Origin of the sequence: Dactylosporangium sp. NPDC049742 (assembly GCF_040674675.1) — a bacterium.
GTDB classification, from domain to species: domain Bacteria; phylum Actinomycetota; class Actinomycetes; order Mycobacteriales; family Micromonosporaceae; genus Dactylosporangium; species Dactylosporangium maewongense.
In genome coordinates, this window is the sequence record NZ_JBFANF010000013.1 from 103,733 (window position 1) to 126,082 (window position 22,350).

Genomic DNA, 22,350 nt, shown 5'->3' on the forward strand with positions numbered 1-22,350 from the left:
GTCCTCAGCGGCGGTACGGGGGTCAGACGATCGTGGCCGGGAACCGCTCCCAGACCCGGTGCGCGCCCATCAGCCGCAGCACGTCCGCGAAGACCTCGTCGGCGGCGTCGCCGGTGACGACGCCCGGCGAGCCGGTGACGCCGGTCGCGGCCAGCACGGTGGTGCCCGCGCCCCAGGCGCCGATCGCCTTGGCGTGCCGCCAGCACTCCTCGACCAGCAGCAGGACCCGCGGGTCGACGGCGGCGGGCTTGGCGTCGCGGGACGGGGGTGCGTCGGGTGCGGGGACGGGTGCGGCGGCGAGCAGCAGGGCGTCGAACTCGATCGACCGGCCGGTGGCGAACGTCCGCTGGACCGGCAGCCCGTCGGCCATCCCGCCGTGCGGCGCGATCAGCAGTGGCACCATGCCGGCGGCGAACACGGCCTCGCGGAGGGGGCGTACATGGGCCATGTCGCCCTCAGGGTCGACGACGACGCCGACGGTGCGGCCGTCCGGCGGCCACGTGTGCCCCACCTGTGACAGCGCCGGGCTCGGCGTCACCGCGGCCACGGGCGCGGCCGGCTGCGGTGCGGGCAGGCCCAGCCCGGCGGCCACCTGCGCGCACAGCACCGGGTCGATGTTCGCGAGGGCCTGCAGCTGCCGTTCCTTGATCGCCTGCTCGTAGCACTTGCCGAGCTCGAAGGTGTACGCGCGGACGATGTGCTCCTGCTCCACCGGCGACATGCTGGCCCAGAACAGCCGGGCCTGGCTGAAGTGGTCGTCGAACGACGCCGGGTTGGCGCGGATCTTCGGCGCCTCCGCGACGGTCACCGGGGCGTCGTGGTAGGCGTGCTCGGCGTCTCCGGCGACGAAGGGGTTACCTCCGTCGAGGGAGTTCGGCCGGTACGGTGCGACCCCCGCGTGCACGGCCTGCTGGTGGAAGCCGTCGCGGAGCATGTCGTTGACCGGCGCGTGCGGCCGGTTGACCGGGATCTGCGCGAAGTTCGGGCCGGCGAGCCGGGTGATCTGCGTGTCGAGGTAGGAGAACAGCCGCGCCTGCAGCAGCGGGTCGTTGGTGACGTCGATGCCGGGCGGCAGGTGGCCCGGGTGGAACGCGACCTGCTCGACCTCGGCGAAGAAGTCCCGAGGTGTCTGGTTGAGGACCATCTTCCCGACCGGCTGCACCGGTGCGAGCTCCTCCGGCACGATCTTTGTCGGGTCGAGCAGGTCGATCCCGGCGAACGTCTCCTCCGGCGTGTCCGGGAACACCTGGACGCCCAGCTCCCACTCGGGGTAGGCGCCGGACTCGATCGCGTCGTACAGGTCGCGGCGGTGGAAGTCGGGGTCCATGCCGCTGAGCATCTGCGCCTCCTCCCACACCAGGGAGTGCACGCCGAGCTTCGGCTTCCAGTGGAACTTCGCCAGTACTGTGTCACCGGCGTCGTTGACCAGCCGGAACGTGTGGATGCCGAAGCCTTCCATCATCCGGAACGAGCGGGCGATGCCCCGGTCGGACATGTTCCACATGACGTGGTGCTGGGCCTCGGTGTGCAGGGACACGAAGTCCCAGAACGTGTCGTGCGCGCTCTGCGCCTGCGGGATCTCGCGGTCGGGGTGCGGCTTGCCGGCGTGGATGATGTCGGGGAACTTGATGCCGTCCTGGATGAAGAAGACCGGCATGTTGTTGCCGACCAGGTCGAACGTGCCCTCCTCGGTGTAGAACTTCGTCGCGAAGCCCCTCGTGTCGCGCACGGTGTCGGCGGAGCCGCGGGACCCCAGTACCGTGGAGAACCGCACGAAGACGTCGGTCTCCTTGCCCTTCTTGAGGAAGCCGGCCCGCGTCAACGAGTCCGCGGTGCCGTAGCCGGTGAAGACGCCGTGCGCGCCGGCGCCGCGCGCGTGCACCACCCGCTCCGGGATCCGCTCGTGGTCGAAGTGCGTGATCTTCTCGCGGAGGTGGTGGTCCTGCAGCAGGGTCGGCCCGCGCGGCCCGGCCTTGAGCGAGTGGTCGGTGTCGCGCAGCCGCACGCCCTGCGCCGTGGTCAGGTATGCGCCCTGCTGTCCGTTCGCCGCGGCCGGCGCGCCGGTCTTCTCCCCCGTCGGCGTCCGCGGGTCGGGGCCGCCCTGGTCCTGTTTCGCCGGCAGCGGCGGCGCCGGTGTCGTCGGCTCCTCGATCGTCGGCGTCCCGCTGCCCGGTGACCCGGGCACGTCGGGCGTCAGCAGGTCGGCCACTTTCTCTGCGGCGGCTTCGACGGCGTGCTTGACGGCCTTCGCGGGCTTGCTGGTGGCCATGGCGGGTACCTCCATGAAGTGGACTCATGCAGGCTTTCCGCGCTACCCGTGGCAGGTCCGGACAAACTTCTCCGCCCAGCGTTCGGTGTGGGCTCAGTGCCCGGGTGGGGGTCCGAGGAGTTCGATCGCGTGCTGGGCCGCGGCGTGGCCGAGGGCGACGGGATCGATCGGTCCGGGGTCGGGCAGCCCGGGTGCCCGGGCCGGCTCGCCGACCGCCGCGGCGAACCGGTCGAACCCCGACGGCGTGGTGATCTGCAGGGTGCGCAGGGGTTCGTCGGCGCCGACGACGAACGAGTGCGGCAGTCCCGTCGGCAGCAGGACGAAGTCACCCGGGCCGGCGGACAGCACCTGCCCGTCGCAGTGGAACTGCGCCGTGCCGGACAGCACGTAGAACAGCTCGTCCTCCTCCAGGTGCCGGTGCAGCGGTGGCGCGAAGCCGGGCGGATTGACGAACTCGACGACGGTGAGACGCCCCCGCGTCTGCGCACCGGTCGCCTTGACCGTCACCAGGCTGCCGAGGAACCACAGCGCCTCACCCTCGCCGTCGCGCCGCACGTACGGGCGGACCGGTTCCGTGTCTGACATGCCCCACCTCATTCGCCATACCGCTGTCTAATGAATACGTTGCTAGTATGGCGGAACCATGAGTGATGTCAACGGCAAACCGCGGCGGCGGTACCAGTCGTCCGTCCGCGAGGAGGGCGCCCAGCGGACCCGCCGGGCGATCGTGGCCGCGGCCGGCGAGCTGTTCGTCGAGCGCGGGTACGTCGTCACCTCGCTGGCCGAGATCGGCGCCGCCGCCGGGGTCGCCCGGCCGACCGTCTTCGCCGCCTTCGGCTCCAAGCCCGCACTCCTCAAGCAGGTGCTCGACCAGGCGCTCGCCGGCGACGACGAGCCCGTGGCCGTCGCCGACAGGCCGTGGTTCCGCCCCGTCTGGGACGCCACCACGCCCGGCGCGGCCCTCGACGCCTACGCCGACGCGTGCGTCGTCATCGCCCGCCGCGCCGCCCTGCTGTTCGAGACCGTCCGCAGGGCGGCCGACGACGCGCCGGAGGTCGCCGAGCTGTGGGACACCCTGCAGCGCAACCGCCGGGCGGGCGCGGCGATGGTGGTCCGGCACGTCCAGACGCTCGGCGACCTCGCCCCGCCACTCGACACAGAAGCCGCGACCGACGTGCTGTGGATCTACAACGACCCGGGCCACCACGCGGCGCTGGTGTCACAGCGCGGCTGGACCGAGGACGCGTTCCGCCGCTGGCTGGCCACCAGCATGCGCCGCGCGCTCCTGCCCACCTGAACGCTCCTGCCGGGGCGAGCGCTCCCGGCTTGTCCCGGCGGTGCTCAGTGCGTGGGGACGTAGCCGGTGCGGTCCGCGTCGGTGATCTGGCGCAGCACCCGGGCGGGGTTGCCCACGGCGAGCGCGCCGGCGGGCACGTCCCGGGTGACGACGCTGCCCCCGCCGACGACGGCGCCGTGGCCGACGGTCACACCCGGCAGGATCGTCACGCCACCGGCGATCCACACGCCGTCGCCGATCGTGATCGGCCTCGCCCGGCAGCCGCCGGCCTTGCGCTCGGCGAGGTCCAGAGCGTGGTCGGCGGTGTAGATGCCCACCTTCGGGCCGAGTAGCACGTCGTCACCGATCGTGATGGGTGCGCCGTCGAGCATCACACAGTCGAAGTTGGCGAAGAACCTCGCGCCGACGTGGATGTTCGTGCCGAACTCGCACCGGAACGTCGGCTCGAACTGCGCGCCCTCGCCGACGGTGCCCAGCACCTCGCGGAGCAGGGCCTCCCGTTCGGCCTGCGGTCGCCCGTACGCGGCGTTGTAGGCGTTGGTCGCCAGCACCGCCCGCTGCCGGGCGCCGATCAGCTCGGCGGTGAGGTCGTCGTACATCGCGCCGGTGGCGATGTGCGCGAACTGCTCGGAAAGGCTCGCCATGGGGGTCAGCCTCCCGGACACGGGTTGACGTAGGCCAGCCGTGGCACGAGCGCCCTCCACTCGTGCGGCGACAACGGCTTCTGGACGAGCCGGCACGCGGCAACCACCAGGTCACCGGCGACGTGCCGCAGGGTCGGTGTCGTGCCTGGCTGGGCCGGGTGCTTCCAGACGGCGATCCAGTCACCGACGCGCCCGTTCGTCCGGTAGACGCGAACCTCCCGGTAGTCGTCGCGCTTGCCCATCGGCTGGACCTCGCCGGTCGAGACGTCCACCGCCTGTATCTTGCCCGCCACGGCCACGGATGCCCATCGCCCGTCTTCGGTGAGGTTGACCGTCGACGCCAAGGGACCGCCGAGCGCGACGACCCGCTGCTGCCCCGTGGCCAGCTGCACGATCCGGATGCTGCCGTCCCGCTGGCCGAGCACGGCGACCTCGGCGCCGACCGCGACCGAGGTGTACTGGTCGCCGGGCCCGACGTACACCGGTGGCAGGTCCTGGTTCCACACCGACCAGCGCCCGGCGTCGTCCGCGAGCACGTCACCATTCTTCACCAGCTCGCCGGTGGCGGTGACCCGCAGCGGATCCTGGGTCAGGTCCAGCAGCCTCACGGTGTCGCCGGTCTCGGACCCGAGCACCCCCCATCGTTCGTTGAGATGGTCGATCTGGTCCACGCCGGTCGCCACGGTCCGCCAGGCCGGCGGGTCCGCGCCGAAGTCGACCACCGCGGCGACACCACCGCTGAGGACGACGGCGCGGTCGTCGTGACCGGGCACGGTCAGGGCGTCGTCGTACTCGATCGAGCGGGCGGGCGTCGTGCCCACATCGACCAGGCGGTCGCCGACGAAGACCAGCCGCGGCCCGGAGACGGTGACAGTGGCGTCGGTGTCCGCGTCGCCCACGTAACGCGGGCGACCCGGGTCGGCGGGGTCCCAGAGCGTGACGGCGCCGGTCGCCGACGTGGTCACCAGGACCTTGTCGCTGGAGGCGGCGTCGAGCTTGGCGGCGGGGTCGGCGAGCGTCGCCACCCGGGGTGGCTCGGTCGCGAGGTCGATGACGCGGACGTGGGTGCCGTCCCGGCCGGCGGCGTACACCCACCGGGCGGCGTCGCTCGCCGTCTCCGTCACGTCGGTCGCCAGGAGCACCTCGCGCGCCGGCCAGGCGCGGGCGTCGAATGCGGTCAGCCGCCCGTCCGGGTACCGGCACAGCAGCCAGCCACCCGGGCCGACGCTCAGGTCGGCGTCGTCGTCGATGTGGGCGGACCTCAACCGTGGATCCGACAGTTGCCACACCAGGCGGGGCGACCCGTCCGACTCCGCCCAGACGTCGTAGCTGTACAGGCCCGACAGCGCGCCCGTGTCACCCAGCGGGACCGGACCGGCCGCCGCAGTGTCGGCAGGTCCCCAGGCGGTGCCACGGCCGTCGGCGTCGTTGAACATCAGCCACTGGTCGCCTTCGACGATCTCGTTGGCCGCATGCCGCCACGTCAGCACCTCGCCGGTGGCGAGCAGGTCCAGGACGGAGCCGAGATCGACCCTTGACGAGCCGTCGGAGTCCAGCTTCGCCGCGGCGGCGCGCAGCCGCATCGCCGTCATCGGATCGGACTCCTGCAGGGTGTCCGCCTTGTCGATGAGCTCGGCCGCGTCGTCGCTCCTCTCCGCCGCGATCGCCGCCTCGAGACGGTCGCGGGCCACCGGGAACGACACCGTCACCAGCAGCGCCGGCAGCACGATCATGGCCACGGCCGTGACGCCGAGGCGGGCGGCCCGCCGCGGCGGCGGGCGCTCACCGCGCAGGATCGCGCCGACCTCCGCGCCGGTCTCGACCAGTCGTCCGTAGCGGCCGGGGCGGTGCCCGGCGGCGAGGCGCTCCAGCAGGCGGGCGTGGCGGAACTGGTACACCGAACCCAGCTGCCGCAGGATCGCCCGTTCGTGCGCGTCCTCGAGGAAGGTGAACAGCCGCCACGGCAGCCGCCGCCACAGCACCAGCCACCCGTGCGCGATCATGTACGACACGCTCGGCGCGCCGGAGCCGAGCAGCACCGCGCCGAACGCGACCAGCGCCGCCCACGGCCCCGCCTCCAGCGGGGAGTCGGTCGACATCCCGGCGAACTGGACCAGCGATCCGCTGCTCATGCCGGACGTGACCGTCGTGAGCAGCGCGTCGCCGAGGCCCGCGGCCACCGCGCAGCTCAACGCGGTGACGGTCAGGCTGATCAGGTCGCCGCGCAGCACCGTGCGCGGGGTGAGCGGGGTGTCGGCCTCGACCGGCGTGGCGAACCACCGCCCGACGCCGACCGGCAGGCCGACGGTCGCGCCGACGACGAGCACCGTCAGCAGCGCGGCGATGAGGCCGCTGCGCAGGTCGCGCTCGGACACCCCGGCGACCACGCCCAGCGTGAGCCCGGCGGGCAGCCCGAACGCCAGGCCCATGCCGAGCCCGGAGACCAGCCGCGGCACCAGCAGGCCGGGGCGGGGCGCCGCCCGGTTCGGCGTGGAGCCCCGGCCCAGCGCCAGGCCCTGCAGCACCACGCTGAGCGCCATGCCGAGGCCGGTACCGAAGACCAGCAGCTGGATGAGCTGGTAGAGCAGGCCGATCCCGCCGGAGGTGGCGCGGCCGGCGAAGTACCAGCCGGTCGCCGCGCAGACGACGAGCGCGCCGGCGAGCCCGTCGCGGGCCGCCGCGCCGACGAGCGCCGTCCAGCGCCGCCGGCCGGTCGCGGGCGTGTTGGTGGCGCTCATGCCGCGGGCCGCGTTGAGCCCGGCCACCGTGCCGGCCGCGAGCCCGATCCCGGCGCCGAACAGGGCGTCCGGCGCGGCGCCGTACCCGAAGGGCTGCACGTACGCCGTGGCGGCGGCACCCACCGCCGCGATCACGGCCGCGACGGACCAGACGACCACCCCGGTCGGCACCGCCCGCGCCAGGTGCCACCAGGCGAGGTTCGGCGTCGCGAGCCGCTCCTGCAGGTGCGCCGCCAGGAACGACAGCGCCCGCTCGGCGACCGGCAGGCGGCCGGCCGGGTACACCGTTGGCAGAAGCCGGTCGAGCAGGTGCTGCTGGATCGCGGGGACGTCGGGCAGCGCGCACAGCTCCGCCGGAGTGGTGTGCGGCCGCTCGTACACGGCCCGGGCGAGCGCGGTCATCAGCGGCGTCGACAGGGCGGTGGCGAGCGGACCCGCCGGCTCCTGCCGCATCCGCTCCACCACCTCGCGCCAGCGGTCGGCGTCGACCTGCTCGCCGGTGATGAACGCGATCGAGTCGCTGACCCGGATGGGCCTGATGACCGCCAGCGCGGCGAGCCGCAGCGGCGCGACGTCGGCGAGCGCGGCGTTGAACTCGGCCCGCCGGCAGGTGACCACCGTCTGCAGCCCGCCGACCCCGGCGACGTCGTTGAGCGCGTCGAACACGTCCGGCAGCAGCCCGGCGGGCATCTCGTCCAGCCCGTCCAGCACCGGCAGGACCAGCCGCTCGGCCACCAGGCGCGCGGCGGCGTCCGAGCCGTACCGTGCGGCGTCGGCGAGCTCCGGGTAGTCCTCGACCAGCCGCCGCGCGATCCACTCGTGCAGCGTCTCCTGGTCGGCGCGCCAGGCGGCGAGGCTCAGCAGGACCGGCACGGGCCGCTGCACGGACACCGGGTCGTCGTCCCGGTCGGCCGCGGCCAGCACGAACAGCATCGCCACGGTCGACTTGCCGGCACCCGGCTCGCCGAGGATGACCAGCTGACGGTGCTGCAGCCGGCGGAACGCGTCCACCAGCGCGGCGGCCGGCTCCCGTCCGGTCGTCTCGTCGACGAGGTTGCCGGGCGTGATGGTCAGCGACGCCGGCCGGCCGGGCACGGCGTTCTCCCAGCGCAGCTGCAGCGGCCGCGGGTGGCGCAGCCGGCGGTCTCCGACCTCGTCGTGCCACTGCTGGAGGATCTGCCGGCGCAGGAACCTGGCCGCCTCCAGCAGGCGTTGATGATCGGTCGTGCCCGGCTCGGTCGCCGTGACGGACTGACGCCAGGCGATCGCCGCGAACACGAGCTGCCCGAGACCCGCGACCAGGCCGATCGTGTCCACCGCGCGACCGAACGGCTGCAGCCCCCACCCGACGGTGATCGACCCTGTGACGACAGCGACGGTCGCCAGCCACCGCCAGCGCGGACGCGGCACTCGCCGTGGACGGGATGCGGACACGGCGTCATCATGTCGCACCCCGGCGACCCCGGCCACCCAACATCATCTCGGGACACCCGTGAACGACGTCGATGGTTTCGCGGTTGACCTGGAGTCCACTCCAGGTCTTAGGGTGCGCGGCATGCGATACCGCGCTCTCGGCCGGACCGGCATGCAGGTCAGCGTCCAGTGTCTCGGCACCATGATGTTCGGCGCCGTCGGCAACCCCGACCACGACGACTGCGTGCGGATCATCCACGCCGCACTCGATCAGGGGATCAACTTCGTCGACACCGCCGACATGTACTCCGCCGGGGAGTCGGAGGAGATCGTCGGCGAGGCGCTGCAGGGGCGGCGGGACGACGTCGTGCTCGCCACGAAGGTGCACTTCCCGATGGGTGAGGGGCCGAACCGGGGCGGCAACTCGCGGCGCTGGATCGTGCGGGAGGTCGAGGACAGCCTGCGGCGGCTGCGGACCGACTGGATCGACCTGTACCAGGTGCACCGGCCCGACCCGACCACCGACGTCGAGGAGACCCTGTCGGTCCTCACCGACCTCGTGCGGCAGGGCAAGATCCGGGCGTTCGGCTGCTCGACGTTCCCCGCCGAGGAGATCGTCGAGGCGCACCACGTCGCGGAACGCCGGGCGCTGCACCGGTTCCGGACCGAGCAGCCGCCGTACTCGTTGCTGGCCCGCGGCGTCGAGAAGGACGTCCTGCCGGTCGCCGCCCGGCACGGGATGGGCGTGCTCACCTGGAGCCCGCTCGCGTCCGGGTTCCTGACCGGCCGCTACCGCAAGGGCGACCCGATCGACCTGTCCGCCGGGCGGGCCGCCCTGAACCCGGCGCGGTTCGACCCGTCGCTGCCGGAGAACGCCCGCAAGCTCGACGTGGTGGAGCAGCTCGTCGCGGTCGCCGAGGACCTCGGCTGCACGCTGCCGGAGCTGGCGCAGGCGTTCCCGGTCGCGCACCCCGCGGTCACGTCCGTCATCATCGGCCCGCGCACCATGGCCCAGCTGGACGCCTCGCTGAAGGGCGCCGGCCTGACCCTCGACGACGACGCCCTCGACCGCATCGACGAGATCGTGCCGCCGGGCACCGACCTGTACCGGGCGGACGGCGCGTGGCGGCCGCGGTCGCTGACGGACCCGGTCCTGCGCCGCCGCCCCGTCGCCGAGCGCGCCGCGGCGTAAACGGGCGGCGAGCGGGAGGGCGAACCCGTTAGTCTGGCCGGCTGCCGTACGGAAGGCCGAGCGTGACGACTGACCCAGTATCCCTCCCGCAGTTCTGGCAACTCAGGTGGCGGGACGTCGATCCCGCCGCGCGTCCCGTGGTCGACCCGGCCGGTGTCGCGGACCTGGTGCGGGCGCTGCCGCCGGCCGCCGACGTCCCGCCGGCCGGCACCGACTGGCGGCTGGTCGACATCTGGTACGACCGGATGACGCGGGCGCTGGTCGAGCACCTGGGCGACTGGGTGGTGTGCTGGTGGTACACCGTCGCGATGGAGGACGTCCAGGGTCGCGGGCCCGTTCCGGTCTGGCGGGCGGAGCGTCCCGCGGTGACGGCCCCGACCCCGGAGGAGACGCTGTCCCGCCTCGCCGACGCCGTGGTGGCCTGGCACGAGCTGCTGGTCGAGCTCGCGACCGACGCCCGCGGCCGCTTCGCGGCGGCTGCCCCGGCACAGGTGGACGGCACCGGCGAGCCGCCGGCCTGGCAGGCCGTTCGAGGCGACATCCAGGTCATCCGGTACACCGTGCCCACGGACGGCCCGCTGCCCTATCCGTGGCAGCTGATCTGGGCGGACACCGACGTCCAGGATCGGCCCTTCGATCCGGGCACGGTCCGGGCGGTGGTGGACGACCTTGTCGCGGCGATCGGGTTTCCGGGCGCCGACAGGCAGCTCAGAAACCTGTGGCTGGACAGCGTGTCGTCCGGGCTTGCCGCCCGGTACGGGCGGTGGGCGGTGGGTTGGCGCTGGTCGGTCGGCGAGGGCGACCTCGACGGTGGCCCGGTCGGCTCCTGGTGCTGCGTCCGGCACTCGGTCACCACCCCCGAAGCGACCGTTGCCGCGATCTCGGCGGCTCTGATCGAGTGGCGCGCCTGGCTGGACGACCTGGCGGAGCGGTTCGACCGGTTCCTGCCGCACCTCGGCGACGACATCGACGGATGGGAGCGTGCGGTCGCGCACCTGGTGACCGCCGTCGGTGACCGCACGCAGTACGAGTCCGGCTGGTACGGCTGCTGCACAACGGTGCTGTGGTGGTTCCTCGAAGCGGCCGGCATCGAGTCGGCCCGGCGGACGGAGCTGATCGAACACGCGGTCGGCGGCCGGTTCCGCAGCTGGGTGGAGCCGAAGCGAGCGGTCGTGCTGTCGGTCGCCGAGGACCTGGCCCAGCGGGTGGCCGTTGACCGAACCTGATCACCTGACGGTGTGGCTCCGGTTGCGGGAGACCGTCGGCTGGCGGGAGCTCGTCCCGCACCCGGAGCTGCCGGTGCCGGCGATCCGTGACGGCTTCGCCGGCTGGGCCGCCGGCTCCGGCTCGCGGCGGCAGTGCCTGTTGCTGACCGCGTACGACGACGTGCGGCGCGAGGCCGCCGCCGGCGCCGATCTCACCCCGGACCTCCTGGCCCGCTGGAACCGGACCGTCCGTGGGGTCCCGGTCGCCACGTTCCGCCGGGCGCCGGCGCACGCGAAGAACGGCCGGGAACGGTACGGGCTGCACGCCGACACCGAGCACCGGTTCGCCGCCTGCCTGGCGCAGACCGCCGACCGGGACACACCGGTGACGGCCCGGGCCGCCCGCGCCTACCTCGACGTCGCCTTCTTCCACCCGTACGACGACGGCAACGCCCGCCTCGCCGGGCTGGTGCTCCAGTTCGTGCTGCTCCGCGAGGGCGTCGAACTCGACGAGGTCGCGCCGATCCTGACGACGGTGCGCCGCGCCGACGACGCCGAGGGAGCGGCCGACCTGGCCCGGCTGGTCCACGGCATCGCCGCGGCCACCCGTCGCCGCTGGCTGCGGGCGAACGGAGCTCCTCCCGCGTCATGACGCCGCCGCGCGCTGCACGGGATGCGCGGACGGCCTACGGTGGGATCATGAGCGACGGTCTCGCGGATCACTTCCTGCTGCTGGCTCTCGACGACGAGGGCAACCACCTGGTCGGCGACCCGGCGCTCGACTACGGGCTCGCCGGGGCGGTGCTGCTCGACCTGATGCTGGCCGGGCGGATCGACCTCACCGGCGACCAGGTCGTGGTCACCGACGCCACGCCGACCGGGGACCCGGTCGCGGACGCGGCCCTGGACCGTGTCGTGTTGGAGAAGAAGCCGCGCAAGCCCGACGCCTGGATCCAGCCGCTGGCCGACGGGCTGCGCGGGCGGCTGCTCGACCGGCAGGTCGAGGCCGGGGTGCTGCGCCGCGCGCAGGACCGGGTCCTGTGGGTGTTTCCCCGCACCCGGTACGCGTCGGCGACCGGCACCGAGCCCGCCGCCGAGACCGCGGTCCGGCGGGACCTCGCCGCCGCCCTCGACGGTGCCGGTCCGGTGCCCGATCGGACGGCGGCGCTGCTCGGGCTCGTGCAGGCGGTCGGCCTCGCGGTGAAGCTGTTCCCCGGCCGGGACAAGAAGGAGCTGAAGGCGCGCATCGACGCGATCGGCAAGGGCAACTGGGCCGCCGACGCCGTCCAGGAGGCCGTCGCCCGTATTCAGGCCCTCATCGCCTCGATGGCCGCCGTCTCCATCGCCACCACGGTCATCACCACCAGCTGATCAGGCGCCACCGCGGTCAGGTGCCACTGCGGTCAGGTGCCACTGCGGTCAGGTGCCACCGGCTGGGTCAGGCGCCGCCGGCTGGTCGGGATCGGCGGCGTTTGCGGAGGCGTACCAGGGCCGGGATCCACAGGGCGGTGCCGAGGACCGCGAGCAGGGTGAGCAGGGGCAGCCGCCACCACCAGTGGATGGTCGCCGGCGGCGCGGACGGCGCCTGGGCGACCCACGGCCGGGCGGTCTTCGACCAGGCGAGGAACGCGTCGCCGACCGGGACGAGGCCGAGGGCGTACCGCTTGGTCCACGGCGTGCCGAGCGGCAGGCCGGCCAGCTCGCCGTAGTTGGCCAGGGCCGCGGCGAGCGGGGCGTCGTGCTGCACCTGGGCAGCGCCGATGGTCACCACGGTCGCGGAGAGGCTGACGCCGAGCGGGAGCGGCCCCGAGTCGACGTCCGCCGGGCCGTCCAGACCGGCCGGGTACTCGCGCACGGCGGGGCCGAGGCCGAGCGGGCGCACGATGTACTGGTCGCGGAAGCGCAGGTACTGCTCGCGGGCGAACGCCGGGTCGATGTCGCCGAGGAACCGGTGGATGATGCTCTGCGACGTCGCGCGGGCCACCTCGAGCGGCTCGCCGGTGGCGGGGTCGGCGCGGTGCGGGAGCAGGCCGGTCCTCGGGTCGAGCCGCTCACGGGCGCCGGCGACCCAGCGGGTGACGGTCGCGCCGTACCGTGGCGGCAACAGCGCATCGTGCAGCCGTAGCGACGCGATGGCGACGGTCGAGTCCACCGGCCACGCCTGCCCCGGATACGCCTGCAGGAACGGCGACGCCGACGCGTCGAACGCGGCGCCGAGCGCCTCGGCCGCCGCCGCGAACCGCTCCTGCTCCCCCGGGTCGCGCTGCCCCGCGGGTTGCAGGCTCAGCACGCCGCCGAGCAGCCAGTTGCTCCAGCCCTGGTAGAAGACACCGTACGGCGGGGTGAGGCTCTCGCTGAACGGTGCCTTGCCGGCGGGCTCGTCCAGGTGCCGCCACGCCCAGCGGGCCTCGCGAAGCGCCGTCGCCCGTTCGCCCGCGGGGCCGCGCATGCCGAGCTCGACCCAGGTCAGGCCGTACAGCGCGTGCAGGAAGAAGTACCCCTCCGGGTACAGCTGCTGCGCGTCCTCGCCGGCGCCGTCGTCGAGCGCGGCGCGCAGGAACGCCAGCTGCCGCCGTACCCCGGACGGCTCGCCACCGGTGCCGCCGGTGGCGGGCGCGACCAGCCGGACCGCACCCACCAGCGCACACACGCTGACGACCACCGCGACGGTACGGCGCACCCACCGCAGCCAAAACATCCGCTGATCTTAGGAGGCGCTGTCCATGCTTTTCGCCCCCGAACGACACGCGGTCAGGCGGGCAGGTCGCCGGCCCCGCGGATCGAGGCGGTGACCGGGTGCGGCAGGAACACCCAGCAGCGGCCGTAGCGGTCGCCGCCGGGCCACGTCGACGGTTCGCCGGTCGGCAGGAACCCGATGGTGACGGCGCGGCGGCGCATCAGGTCGCCGGGCATCGCGGTGTACGCGAGGGCGCGGTCCCGGCACTGGTCGCCGAACGCCGCGTCGCGGGCCGCCGGGGTCTCCGGGAACGCGGACGCCGCAGACTCGGCCACACCGGCGAACTCCATGTCGTGCGGCTCCGTGCACGGGGTCGGTTTCGTGCCGGCCCACTCGTCGCCGGCGACGAACCTGACGGCGCAGCCCAGGGTCAGGTCGCTGAACGGTTCGTGACCGGCCGGGTCGCGGTGCACCGAGCCTTGACGGTCCCGGACGCTGTCGATGTCCCCGCCGAGCGCCACCACGTCGCAGCGGTACCAGCGGGCGCCCGCCTGCCACTGCTCCGCCGTCGGGGCGAACAGCAGCAGCGACACGTCCAGCGTCCGCCAGTCCGCGCCGAGGTACTCCCCGGCCGTCCGCCCGCACCCGGCGAACTCGCCCGTGAGCTCGGCCCGCTGCGGCGGCGCGGCACGGCGGGCGAGGACCTTCGACACGCGCCCGACGGCGACGGTCTCCAGCTGGTGCGGTACCTCGCAGGCCACGCTCTCGGTCGGGGTCGCCTCGGCGGTGAGCACGACGTGCAGCCCCTGCCCCTGCCAGCACGCACCCACGACCGGATCCGGCCCGCCGCGCGGCGGTGCGGGCTCGGCGGCGGGCTTGAGGACCAGCGACAGCAGGACCGCGGCAAGCGGCAGCCCGAACATGACCACGTGCCGCCACCGCCGTGCCAGAACCTGCCGCCACCGCTGCACCATCGGCAGACTCTAACGACCCTCCCCACCGGCCGACCCCAGCGGTCTCAGTCTCATAGACTCGGCCGCACACTGACACTGGGGTGGAGGCGTGTTGGACGAGCTTCCGGTGCCGGACCGTTTCCGGCCGGCGCTGACCGCGATCGTCGACCGGCTCGTCGCAGGCGACTACGCCGGTGTCGCACGGGACCACAGCCCCTATCGCGACGACCCGGACCACGACCTCGGCCTCTGGGCACGGGAGTACCCGGCCACGTTCGTACCGCTGCCGCCCGCCGCCTGGGAGCACGCCACCGCGCTCCAGCTCGACGCCGGCTGGGCCGTGGACGTGTCCTTGTGGTCCCGCGAGGAGGGCCTGAGCGACATGACCCTCAGCACCTTCATCCGCGAGCACGACGGCGAGATCCAGGTCGACGTCACCGACCTCCACGTGCTCTGACCACGGCGCCCGAACCGTCAACCGCGGATCAGCAGCGACCGCAGGAACGTCCAGAGGCTGTCCGCCTCGACGGCCTCGATCCCGTCGGCATCGGCCATCGTGTCGACGAAGGCGACCTGGCCGGCAAGCTCTCCACGGGTCAGCAGCACGTACACGTTGCCGCATCCGTCTCCGGCCACGGGCAGCCAGCCGAACTCCCGCCACCGCGGATACAACGCCAGGCGCTCAGCGATGTCGAGGGACGCCCGATCGGGCCGCGCGCCGTACACTCCGCCGGCGCAGATCGCTTCCCCCTTGCACACCCGCAGCCAGTCGACAAGCACCGCGGGCAGCGGACCGCCCAGGCGCCGCTCCAGGTCGGCAAGCTCCTGCTCGTCGGCACCACCAGGGAACGGCTGCTCAGGCGCCCGCTGCACCCCTGCCAGCAGCCGCAACACGTCCTGCCGAGCCTCCCGGTCGTCCACCAGCTACATCGACCACCACACGTACATGCGCTGGTCAGGCCCGTGGACGCAGCGCGCCAGATCGCGAAGGCCCTCGACGGTGGAGTCGAGGCCGTGCGGCTCCCACGGCCCGAGCCACTCCTCCGAGGTCGCCCAACGCTCGGCGACCGGAGCGATCCGTTCGTCCGGCAGTGTTGCCAGGGCCCGGACGAAACCGTCCGCGATCTGCACGAGGCCGAACGAGCCCTCCTCCCCATCGCTCACCTTCAACACTTCACCGACGGCGTAGTACCGGTCGAAGTCGATCGGCAGCACATCCTTCTCCGACGCAGGCAGGTCCTCGATGATGCCCCACAGCTGGCTGCCGAGAATGCCGGGCTCGACCCACTTCATCAAGAGTTTCGGCAGTTCCGTGCCACCGGGACCCCACTCGACGAGGGTCATGGCCCGGTCGCGAACCGCAACGAAGTAGTCGGTGTTCATGCCCACGACGCTGAAGATACGCAACGTGCGCCACCGCACCGGCGAGCGGCGGCGGCCGACCGGCTGTGTGCGGCGATCGAGGGACGCGGACGAGCCGAGGCCCCTGCTGCAATACGCGCGTTGACCTGCCGATGACAGCGGCAGGGCCGCTACCGATCGTCGCGGTGGCGGCCCTGCCTGCGGGTCAGGCGAACTGGGCGAGCAGCGCCGCCGGGGCGGGTTGCGTTTCCGTGGCGGCGGGCTTGCTGATCGTGACCGGCTTGCCGAAGTCGGCGAACGTCGACGTCACCGTTGACGGCGGGACCTGGCCGGCGCCGGGCATCTTCACCGTCAGCGAGGTGACGTAGCCTTCGGCGTTGACCGTCGCCTCGAACGGCACCGACTTCGCCGCGTCGCCCATCTGCTGGAGCATGGCGGCGGCTGCTGCTGCCGGGATGTTGCGCTTGGTCGCGTCGATCGTGCCCTTGTACGTGCCCGTGCCGGTGCGCTCGGCCGACACGATCGTGTCAGCGAGGCCCTTGACGTTGGCCGGGTCGTCCGGGCTGCCGAGGCCCAGCTTGCTCAGCGACGTCTTGGTGCCGTCGATGTACATCCACTTCTTCGGGTCGACGCCCGGAATCGGCAGGCTCAGCTTCAGGTACAGGTCGGTGCCGGCGACGATGACCTCGCCGTTGAGCTGCTGCCCCTGCGCGGTGATGGTCATCGTGCCGCTGTTGGCCTTCTTGGCAGGGTCGCTGGAGCCCGTCAACTTGCTGCTGGCCACCGCGCCTGTGTCGGTCGTCGTCGTGTACGTCACGGCGACGCCGCTCAGTTTGCTGAACGCGCTGGTCAGCTCTGCGCGCGCGTCGGCCGTCGGTGACGCCGCAGCACTGGTCGACCCGTTGGCCGCCGGCGCGGCGCCGCCGTTGTCGTTCTGGTTCTTGTCGCCGCAGGCCGCGGTGACGGTGAGTGCGCCGGACAGCGCCAAAGCGAGCAGGACGTTCCTGCTGAACTTCATCAGTCTCCTCCCGTTGGGCGGCCCCGTGCCGCCCCGGCGAGGATAGTCACGGCGCCGGCGGGCTCCCGTACCCGGTGCTGGAAGCCAACCCGGCCTTGATGACCGTGGTCGGAGCCGCCTGATCGTCGGCCTCGGCCGCTTCATCGACTACGGCCCCTGACCGTCACAGCCACAATTCCGCCGGTGCTGGTTCGGAGGTCGTGGCTGGAGTCCTCAGTGCGGCGACGGGGCAGCCGGCTGGCGCAGGGCGTGGTCCAGTGCGCTCATCAGCTGGGCGACACGGTTGCTGCCGGTCGGGGCTGGCGGGTAGCGGCGGAGCACGTCGATGAGCGGCGGTGTCGCGCGGTGCCGTGACCGTTCCAGCAGGGTGTCCCCGATCTTGGGGTCTCCGCCCGCCAGCATCTCCCCGATGCGGGCGGCGCTCGCGGAGGCTCGCAGGATGTGGCCGACCTGGCTGGCCTGGGCGATGGGGTGCAGGTATGCGGCCGAGGCGGCGTCGCCGGCGGATCGCGCGGCCAGTCGCGCGGCTTCGGAGGGTGCGGACCGGGCGGCTCGATGAGCGTCGAGGGAGGTGACGCGCTGCAACTTCGTCCTGTTGGCGCCGTTGATGAACACCCAGGCCGCGTCGATCGCCGCGCGGGGGCGAGGATCGTCCGGAACGGCTTGCTCGAAGACCGGCAGGACGTCCTCGGCGTGCCCGACCACGTACCGCGCGACGACGCGCAGCTCGTCCATCGTCAGGTCGAAGTCTCCGGACACGGTGTGCGTGCTCTGTGCCATGTCCATGAATCGTATCCTTGAACAGCCGGTCGAGGCTCTGCGACCAGCTCTCCGCTTGCCTGCGTCGGAAACCCTCAACGGTCCTGGGAAGTGGCGGTCCTTCGTCCGTGAGGAGCTGGGTTCTGGCGCGTCTTCCGGATGCGTTCACTCATCAGGCAAGATCAGTTTGTGCTGGTTGAGGTGAGCGACGCGGTCCGCACGCGGGATGGCGTGTCGGTGGTGTGCCAAGTTCCGTCCGACCAGGTCGAGATCTACCCCTACAACCTGTAGCCGGCGAGCAGGTCGAACTTGGCTCGGCCGGCGTAGATTGCGGCTGTGCGACGCCGTAGCGACCTCATCCACTGGCCGCCTCCCGAGCTCGTGGACGCCGCACCCGAGGCCATCGTCGACGAGGCACTTCGCTACCGACCGATGGCGCTGTAAGACCTGCTCACCGGGCAGCCGACCACGCCCTGTCGGCTAGCTCCAATCCCCCGGCGCCTCAACGAGCTTGCAGCGGAGCGCGTCGCGGATCAGCGAAGCGTCCTCGCTGAACGGGCTGCTGAGATCCCAGTACTCGTGGCTGAGCGCGTCATCCTGTTCGAGGCGGCCGATCAGGTCAGCGATCTCGTCCAGCTCGAAGTAGGTGGCGGCCGCGATGAACGCGGCGATCTGCTCGGCGGTGCACACATCCAGTGGCCAGGCGGCGCCGTTGGCCATCGCCCCGTTGTGGAACCACATCAAGTACGACAGATGCACCAGGCCGACTGGATCCTCCGGCGGCGGCGCCCACGGTTCCATGTCGAGAGCACGGTCGAAGATCGCATCGACACGGTCACGGTCGAGGTATTCGCCGGCGCCCCACCGCCAATCCAGCGAGTGCACCCAGCGGTGGTCCGCACCGGGCGTGCGCAGAATCTCCAGACCACGGGCACGGGGCAGGACGTTGGTTCCGGACTCGACCAGATGAAGATCCCGGCCACGGACGCACCGCTCGACCCGGCAGTGGTCGGGGTCACTGACCCACACCATCACCCCGTCGTGCTCGAAGACCGGCTTGGTCCCCGGGTCGACTGCCGCGTAGACCGCCTCGAGATCGGCGGGATCGATGACACGCTGCCGTTCGCGAGCCTTGTACAGCCGCAGTCTGATCACGTCTCCAGTGTGCAGGCACGGTCCGGCACGGCGGTGGGTCCGCGTGGCATCCTCTTTGGGTGATCATCAGCGCCTTGACTGGTACCTGCTGACCGCCCGGGGCAGCGACGCCTCAGCGTTCTACGAGAAGAACGGCTTCAGGCCGGCTCCGCGGATGGCAGTGTTCGTCCGTCCTTGAAGGCGTCCACGCCCGCGTCCGCTGCGCCTACGTGCGAAGCTGCGAGTAGCCGCATCCGACACTCAGCACCAGCACCACCGACTGCCCACTGGTCACGGCCGTGACCTGGTCTCGGGAAAGGTGGAAGCTCGGCAGCGGCGCTCGCCCCTGCGCGAACCGCGTCAGCAGCACGCCGCATCGCGAACCGCCGGCGACATCGACGTTGCCCACACCGTGTGCGATCTGTTCGTACAGTCCCTGACTGCGGTCGTTGGCGCTCTGCAGATCGATCGGGCCGGCATAGTACGTGAGAATGCTCGGCATGCGGTCCGACGGACCGACCAGCACCACTTCCACGTGACCCTGCAGATACTGACGATCCGACTGGGTGAAGCCTGCGATCGAAGTTCTGTCGGCGGTCCAGTTCGCGGCCCGGCAGTCGCCTTGCACGCACCAGTTCCACGGCCGCAGGTACAGCACAACGCCGATGCCGAGCACCGCGGCAGCGGCGACGACGAGGGCGACGAGGCGGTACCGCCGACTCATGAACAGGTCCAAGAATCGGACTTGCAGAGGCTCCAGTTCGGGTGGCCGCCGACCTTCCACTCAGGCGGCAACGGCGGTGTGATCACCGCGCAATCGTAGGCGTGCGAAGATCCGGGGCGTGGTCCTCGACTTCGAGGTCACGCAAGGGTCGCTCATCGCGTACTTCTCCGGTGGTGCGACCGTACGCCGGCTTGTCCAATGCCGAGCGGCTCGGTGAGCTGACGGACCAGTACTGGGCCGCCGCCGACGAGGGGACCTGGTGGGGAGACAAGCTCGACGCGTACCTGCGGCTGCAATCCCGCTCAGTTCTGGGTCGGGAAGTCGCGCAGGGTGCGGGTCTCGGTGGTGAGCAGGGGCAGCGGGGCTACGACGTACAGGGCGGCGAGCGCCCACATCGCGGACCGGATGCCGAGCGTCGAGGCCAGCAGGCCGGCGGTCGCCGCGCCGAACGGGACGGTCCCGAAGACGAAGATGCGGGAAGCGGCGGTGACCCGGCCGAGCAGGTGCGCGGGGACGAAGCTGCCGCGGAAGGTCATGGTCATGACGTTTGACATGGTGGCTCCGGCCAGGGCGATGAAGGAGCCCGCCGCGAACAGTGTGAGGCGCCAGCCGTGGCCGCCGAGCGGCAGCAGCAGGACGAAGGGGGCGGCCGCGAGGTTCGCCAGCAGGTAGGTGCGGGCGCTGCCGAAGCGGCGGGACGCGCGGGAGGCGAGGGCGGCGCCGAGGATGGCGCCGAGGCTGCCGACGCCGATCACGAGGCCCGCCGTCCCCGGTGGGGTGCCTTCGGCGCTGACCAGGAAGACGACGCGCAGCGCGGTGATGCCCAGCATCGCGAAGTTGGTCACCGCCGCGACCACCAGCATGGCCTGCAGGAGGCGTCCCCGCATGATGAAGCCGATGCCCTCGGCGATCTGGCGCAGCATGCCCGGGCGGTCGCCCGCGGCGGGGCGCGGCTCCGGGTCGGGGCGCAGGCCGAGCAGGCAGGCCGCCGACACCAGGAAGGTGCCGGCGTCGATGAGGATCCCGCTGACCGGGCCGGCCGCCTGGGCCAGCAGGCCGCCGAGGCCCGGTCCGACGACGAGGGCGACCGACGCGCTGGTCTGCAGCTTGGCGTTGCCTTCCATGAGGTCGTCCGCGCCGACGAGATGGGGCAGGAAGGCGTTGAACGCCACGTTGGCGAAGACCCCGGCGGTCCCGGCGAGCAGCGCGGCCACCAGCAGGACGGGCATGGTCAGTACATCGGTCCAGGCCGCGATCGGGACGGCTGCGAGCACCGCCGCGGAGGCGACGTCGGCGATCAGCAGGGTGCGCCGGCGCGGCCACCGGTCGACCCAGACGCCGACCGGCAGCCCGATCAGCAGCCAGGGCAGCCAGGTGGCGGCCGTGAGCAGGGCGACCATGGCCGGACCGGCCTGCAGGGTCGTGACGGCCACCAGCGGGAGCGCCACCGTCGTCATCGCGGAGCCGACCGCGCTGGTGGACTGCCCGGTCCACAGCAGGGCGAAGTTCCGCGTCCGCAGCAGGCCGCCCACAGCTCTCCGCCGCGGGGATCGTCCGCTCGCCGGCCGTACCGACGCCGGAAACGACTTCATGGGCGGATCGGTCGATACGTCAGACCGTCGATCATCTGGGCAGCGTCACACGACCGGCCTGAGGACGTCGACTGGTTTTGCAGCCAGCCACGCGCGGCGGTAGCTGGTACATCTTCTGGATGCGACCCGACGGCGAATCGTTCCCCGAGGCGCTGCGGGCCGCGATCGTGGCCCGGGCCGCCGCGCTGCGACCGGCCGGCCTGGCCGGCTGGGGCGCCGACCCGCGCACCGGCACCGTCGAGGTCCGCACCCAGGGCACCGGCGACGCGTTCACCGCGTGGGCCGCGGCGCTCAGCCCGGCCGTCCGGATCGTCACGAACGTGCCCGCGCAACGGCAGCAGGCGGGCAGCATCCGCGGCGGGGACAAGTGGATCCCGGGCACGGAGGGCGCGTGCTCGATCGGGTTCTCGGCGACCGGCAACGGGGGCGGCCGGCACTTCCTGACCGCGGGCCACTGCACCAACGACGTGAACCAGGCCGCGTACGGCAAGGACGGCACCGCCGTCGGCACGTCCAACAGCGGCGGCACCCACAGCGTCAACAGCCGCGAAGGCGACTTCGGGCTGGTCGACGTCACCGCATCCGGCTGGACGCTGAGCCCAGTCGTGTACGCGTGGGGCACCGCGACCGACGTCACCGTCACCGGCTCGACCGAACCGGTGACCGGCATGTCCGTGTGCCGGTCGGGGCAGACCTCGGGCTGGCGCTGCGGCCGGGTCACCGCCGTGGACCAGAGCATCGACTACGGCAACGTCATCATCGACGGCCTCTTCACCACCGACGCCTGCTCCCAGGGCGGCGACTCCGGCGGTTCGTACGTCACCGGCACCCTCGCCGTCGGCCTGCACTCCGGCGGCGGCAACCCCTGCGGCCAGTCGAACCCGAACACCACCGCCCAGCCGGTCAACGAGGCCCTCGCCAAGTGGGGGCTGACCCTGACCACGAGCGGCGGCAACCCCTCCCCCACCCCGTCGTCGCCCTCGCCGTCCACCCCGCCGACCGGGGACCGGACCTTCAGCAACGACACCGACTTCGCGATCCTCGACAACCAGCGGATCTACAGTCCGGTCACCTCCACCGCCACCGGCGCGGCGGCCTCCCCGGCCCGGGTCACGGTGACGATCCGGCACAGCTGCGCCGAGGACGTCGGCATCTCCCTCGTCTCGCCGAACGGCACCATCTACGCGGTGAAGTACTCCGGCGGGTACTCCTGCACGCCGATCAGCGCCCCGGCCGGCTACCAGGTGCTGGTCTCCGGACCGGCGGCGGGACGGTGGCAGCTGCGGGTCACCGACTACGGCTACGGCGACACCGGCACCCTGGACCGCTGGTCCATCACCCTCTGAGACACGGCAGCTCGTGACTCCCCCGCC

Annotated in this window: 20 protein-coding genes; 7 read left to right on the forward strand and 13 right to left on the reverse strand. The window is 72.5% G+C overall.

Annotated elements, in window-relative coordinates; translation table 11 throughout:
* Positions 1-22: 22 nt before the first annotated feature.
* Complete coding sequence (locus tag AB0J72_RS18735; protein ID WP_363400271.1) at positions 23-2,269, reverse strand: catalase; 2,247 nt, start codon at positions 2,267-2,269, stop codon at positions 23-25.
* 93 nt (positions 2,270-2,362) lie between these two features.
* Positions 2,363-2,854 (reverse strand): quercetin 2,3-dioxygenase, encoded by a 492-nt coding sequence (locus tag AB0J72_RS18740; protein ID WP_363400273.1) that lies wholly within the window; start codon positions 2,852-2,854, stop codon positions 2,363-2,365.
* A 58-nt stretch (positions 2,855-2,912) separates the two neighbouring features.
* On the opposite strand from AB0J72_RS18740, the gene AB0J72_RS18745 reads away from it, so the two are divergent.
* Positions 2,913-3,566 carry a helix-turn-helix domain-containing protein gene (locus AB0J72_RS18745; protein WP_363400275.1) on the forward strand — a complete coding sequence of 218 codons (654 nt, stop codon included), beginning with the start codon at positions 2,913-2,915 and terminating at the stop codon, positions 3,564-3,566.
* Positions 3,567-3,610: 44 nt separating this feature from the next.
* Here the strand turns inward: AB0J72_RS18745 and AB0J72_RS18750 are convergent, their stop codons facing one another.
* Together AB0J72_RS18750 and AB0J72_RS18755 are read right to left on the reverse strand one after the other, a co-directional pair.
* A complete protein-coding gene (locus AB0J72_RS18750) occupies positions 3,611-4,210 on the reverse strand; it encodes a sugar O-acetyltransferase (protein ID WP_363400277.1) in 600 nt (199 codons plus the stop codon).
* A 5-nt stretch (positions 4,211-4,215) separates the two neighbouring features.
* Positions 4,216-8,265, reverse strand: a complete 4,050-nt coding sequence (locus AB0J72_RS18755) for a hypothetical protein (protein WP_363400279.1) — start codon at positions 8,263-8,265, stop codon at positions 4,216-4,218.
* 238 nt (positions 8,266-8,503) lie between these two features.
* On the opposite strand from AB0J72_RS18755, the gene AB0J72_RS18760 reads away from it, so the two are divergent.
* The 4 genes from AB0J72_RS18760 (at position 8,504) to AB0J72_RS18775 (ending at position 12,129) form a co-directional block, all read left to right on the forward strand.
* Positions 8,504-9,553, forward strand: coding sequence for an aldo/keto reductase (locus tag AB0J72_RS18760; protein ID WP_363400281.1), 1,050 nt, complete (start codon positions 8,504-8,506; stop codon positions 9,551-9,553).
* 62 nt (positions 9,554-9,615) lie between these two features.
* Complete coding sequence (locus tag AB0J72_RS18765; RefSeq protein ID WP_363400283.1) at positions 9,616-10,779, forward strand: hypothetical protein; 1,164 nt, start codon at positions 9,616-9,618, stop codon at positions 10,777-10,779.
* Entirely contained in the window at positions 10,766-11,410 is a 645-nt protein-coding gene (locus tag AB0J72_RS18770; RefSeq protein ID WP_363400285.1) for a hypothetical protein, read from the forward strand. Before AB0J72_RS18765 ends, AB0J72_RS18770 begins: the two co-directional genes overlap by 14 nt.
* Before the next feature lie 47 nt (positions 11,411-11,457).
* A complete protein-coding gene (locus AB0J72_RS18775; RefSeq protein ID WP_363400287.1) occupies positions 11,458-12,129 on the forward strand; it encodes a GPP34 family phosphoprotein in 672 nt (223 codons plus the stop codon).
* A gap of 67 nt (positions 12,130-12,196) precedes the next feature.
* On the opposite strand, the gene AB0J72_RS18780 is transcribed toward AB0J72_RS18775, so the two are convergent.
* Complete coding sequence (locus AB0J72_RS18780; protein ID WP_363400289.1) at positions 12,197-13,456, reverse strand: hypothetical protein; 1,260 nt, start codon at positions 13,454-13,456, stop codon at positions 12,197-12,199.
* A 53-nt stretch (positions 13,457-13,509) separates the two neighbouring features.
* The gene (locus AB0J72_RS18785; protein ID WP_363400291.1) at positions 13,510-14,409 is read right to left on the reverse strand and encodes a septum formation family protein; all 900 of its coding nucleotides are present in this window, start codon (positions 14,407-14,409) and stop codon (positions 13,510-13,512) included.
* A gap of 88 nt (positions 14,410-14,497) precedes the next feature.
* Here AB0J72_RS18785 and AB0J72_RS18790 point away from each other — a divergent pair, with 88 nt between their 5' ends.
* Entirely contained in the window at positions 14,498-14,845 is a 348-nt protein-coding gene (locus AB0J72_RS18790) for a hypothetical protein (RefSeq protein WP_363400293.1), read from the forward strand.
* 17 nt (positions 14,846-14,862) lie between these two features.
* On the opposite strand, the gene AB0J72_RS18795 is transcribed toward AB0J72_RS18790, so the two are convergent.
* The 7 genes from AB0J72_RS18795 to AB0J72_RS18825 form a co-directional block, all read right to left on the reverse strand.
* Positions 14,863-15,309 carry an SMI1/KNR4 family protein gene (locus tag AB0J72_RS18795; RefSeq protein WP_363400295.1) on the reverse strand — a complete coding sequence of 149 codons (447 nt, stop codon included), beginning with the start codon at positions 15,307-15,309 and terminating at the stop codon, positions 14,863-14,865.
* A gap of 3 nt (positions 15,310-15,312) precedes the next feature.
* Positions 15,313-15,771: a hypothetical protein gene (locus AB0J72_RS18800; protein WP_363400297.1), complete on the reverse strand. Its 459-nt coding sequence runs from the start codon at positions 15,769-15,771 to the stop codon at positions 15,313-15,315.
* Between the two features lie 184 nt (positions 15,772-15,955).
* Positions 15,956-16,768 (reverse strand): LppX_LprAFG lipoprotein, encoded by an 813-nt coding sequence (locus AB0J72_RS18805; protein WP_363400299.1) that lies wholly within the window; start codon positions 16,766-16,768, stop codon positions 15,956-15,958.
* 213 nt (positions 16,769-16,981) lie between these two features.
* Positions 16,982-17,548 (reverse strand): putative immunity protein, encoded by a 567-nt coding sequence (locus tag AB0J72_RS18810; RefSeq protein ID WP_363400301.1) that lies wholly within the window; start codon positions 17,546-17,548, stop codon positions 16,982-16,984.
* A 459-nt stretch (positions 17,549-18,007) separates the two neighbouring features.
* Complete coding sequence (locus tag AB0J72_RS18815; protein ID WP_363400303.1) at positions 18,008-18,682, reverse strand: hypothetical protein; 675 nt, start codon at positions 18,680-18,682, stop codon at positions 18,008-18,010.
* A 205-nt stretch (positions 18,683-18,887) separates the two neighbouring features.
* Positions 18,888-19,397, reverse strand: a complete 510-nt coding sequence (locus tag AB0J72_RS18820; protein ID WP_363400305.1) for a hypothetical protein — start codon at positions 19,395-19,397, stop codon at positions 18,888-18,890.
* Between the two features lie 290 nt (positions 19,398-19,687).
* A complete protein-coding gene (locus AB0J72_RS18825; protein ID WP_363400307.1) occupies positions 19,688-20,917 on the reverse strand; it encodes an MFS transporter in 1,230 nt (409 codons plus the stop codon).
* Between the two features lie 179 nt (positions 20,918-21,096).
* On the opposite strand from AB0J72_RS18825, the gene AB0J72_RS18830 reads away from it, so the two are divergent.
* On the forward strand, positions 21,097-22,323 hold the full coding sequence (locus AB0J72_RS18830; protein WP_363400309.1) for a proprotein convertase P-domain-containing protein: 1,227 nt from the start codon (positions 21,097-21,099) through the stop codon (positions 22,321-22,323).
* Positions 22,324-22,350 lie beyond the last annotated feature (27 nt).

Excerpts from the sequence above, each read along its gene's own strand:
- AB0J72_RS18735 (WP_363400271.1), bottom strand. The coding sequence starts at position 2,269 with ATGGCCACCAGCAAGCCCGCGAAGGCCGTCAAGCACGCCGTCGAAGCC.
- AB0J72_RS18740 (WP_363400273.1), bottom strand. The coding sequence starts at position 2,854 with ATGTCAGACACGGAACCGGTCCGCCCGTACGTGCGGCGCGACGGCGAG.
- AB0J72_RS18745 (WP_363400275.1), top strand. The coding sequence starts at position 2,913 with ATGAGTGATGTCAACGGCAAACCGCGGCGGCGGTACCAGTCGTCCGTC.
- AB0J72_RS18750 (WP_363400277.1), bottom strand. The coding sequence starts at position 4,210 with ATGGCGAGCCTTTCCGAGCAGTTCGCGCACATCGCCACCGGCGCGATG.
- AB0J72_RS18760 (WP_363400281.1), top strand. The coding sequence starts at position 8,504 with ATGCGATACCGCGCTCTCGGCCGGACCGGCATGCAGGTCAGCGTCCAG.
- AB0J72_RS18775 (WP_363400287.1), top strand. The coding sequence starts at position 11,458 with ATGAGCGACGGTCTCGCGGATCACTTCCTGCTGCTGGCTCTCGACGAC.
- AB0J72_RS18780 (WP_363400289.1), bottom strand. The coding sequence starts at position 13,456 with ATGTTTTGGCTGCGGTGGGTGCGCCGTACCGTCGCGGTGGTCGTCAGC.
- AB0J72_RS18785 (WP_363400291.1), bottom strand. The coding sequence starts at position 14,409 with ATGGTGCAGCGGTGGCGGCAGGTTCTGGCACGGCGGTGGCGGCACGTG.
- AB0J72_RS18800 (WP_363400297.1), bottom strand. The coding sequence starts at position 15,771 with ATGAACACCGACTACTTCGTTGCGGTTCGCGACCGGGCCATGACCCTC.
- AB0J72_RS18805 (WP_363400299.1), bottom strand. The coding sequence starts at position 16,768 with ATGAAGTTCAGCAGGAACGTCCTGCTCGCTTTGGCGCTGTCCGGCGCA.
- AB0J72_RS18810 (WP_363400301.1), bottom strand. The coding sequence starts at position 17,548 with ATGGCACAGAGCACGCACACCGTGTCCGGAGACTTCGACCTGACGATG.
- AB0J72_RS18830 (WP_363400309.1), top strand. The coding sequence starts at position 21,097 with ATGCGACCCGACGGCGAATCGTTCCCCGAGGCGCTGCGGGCCGCGATC.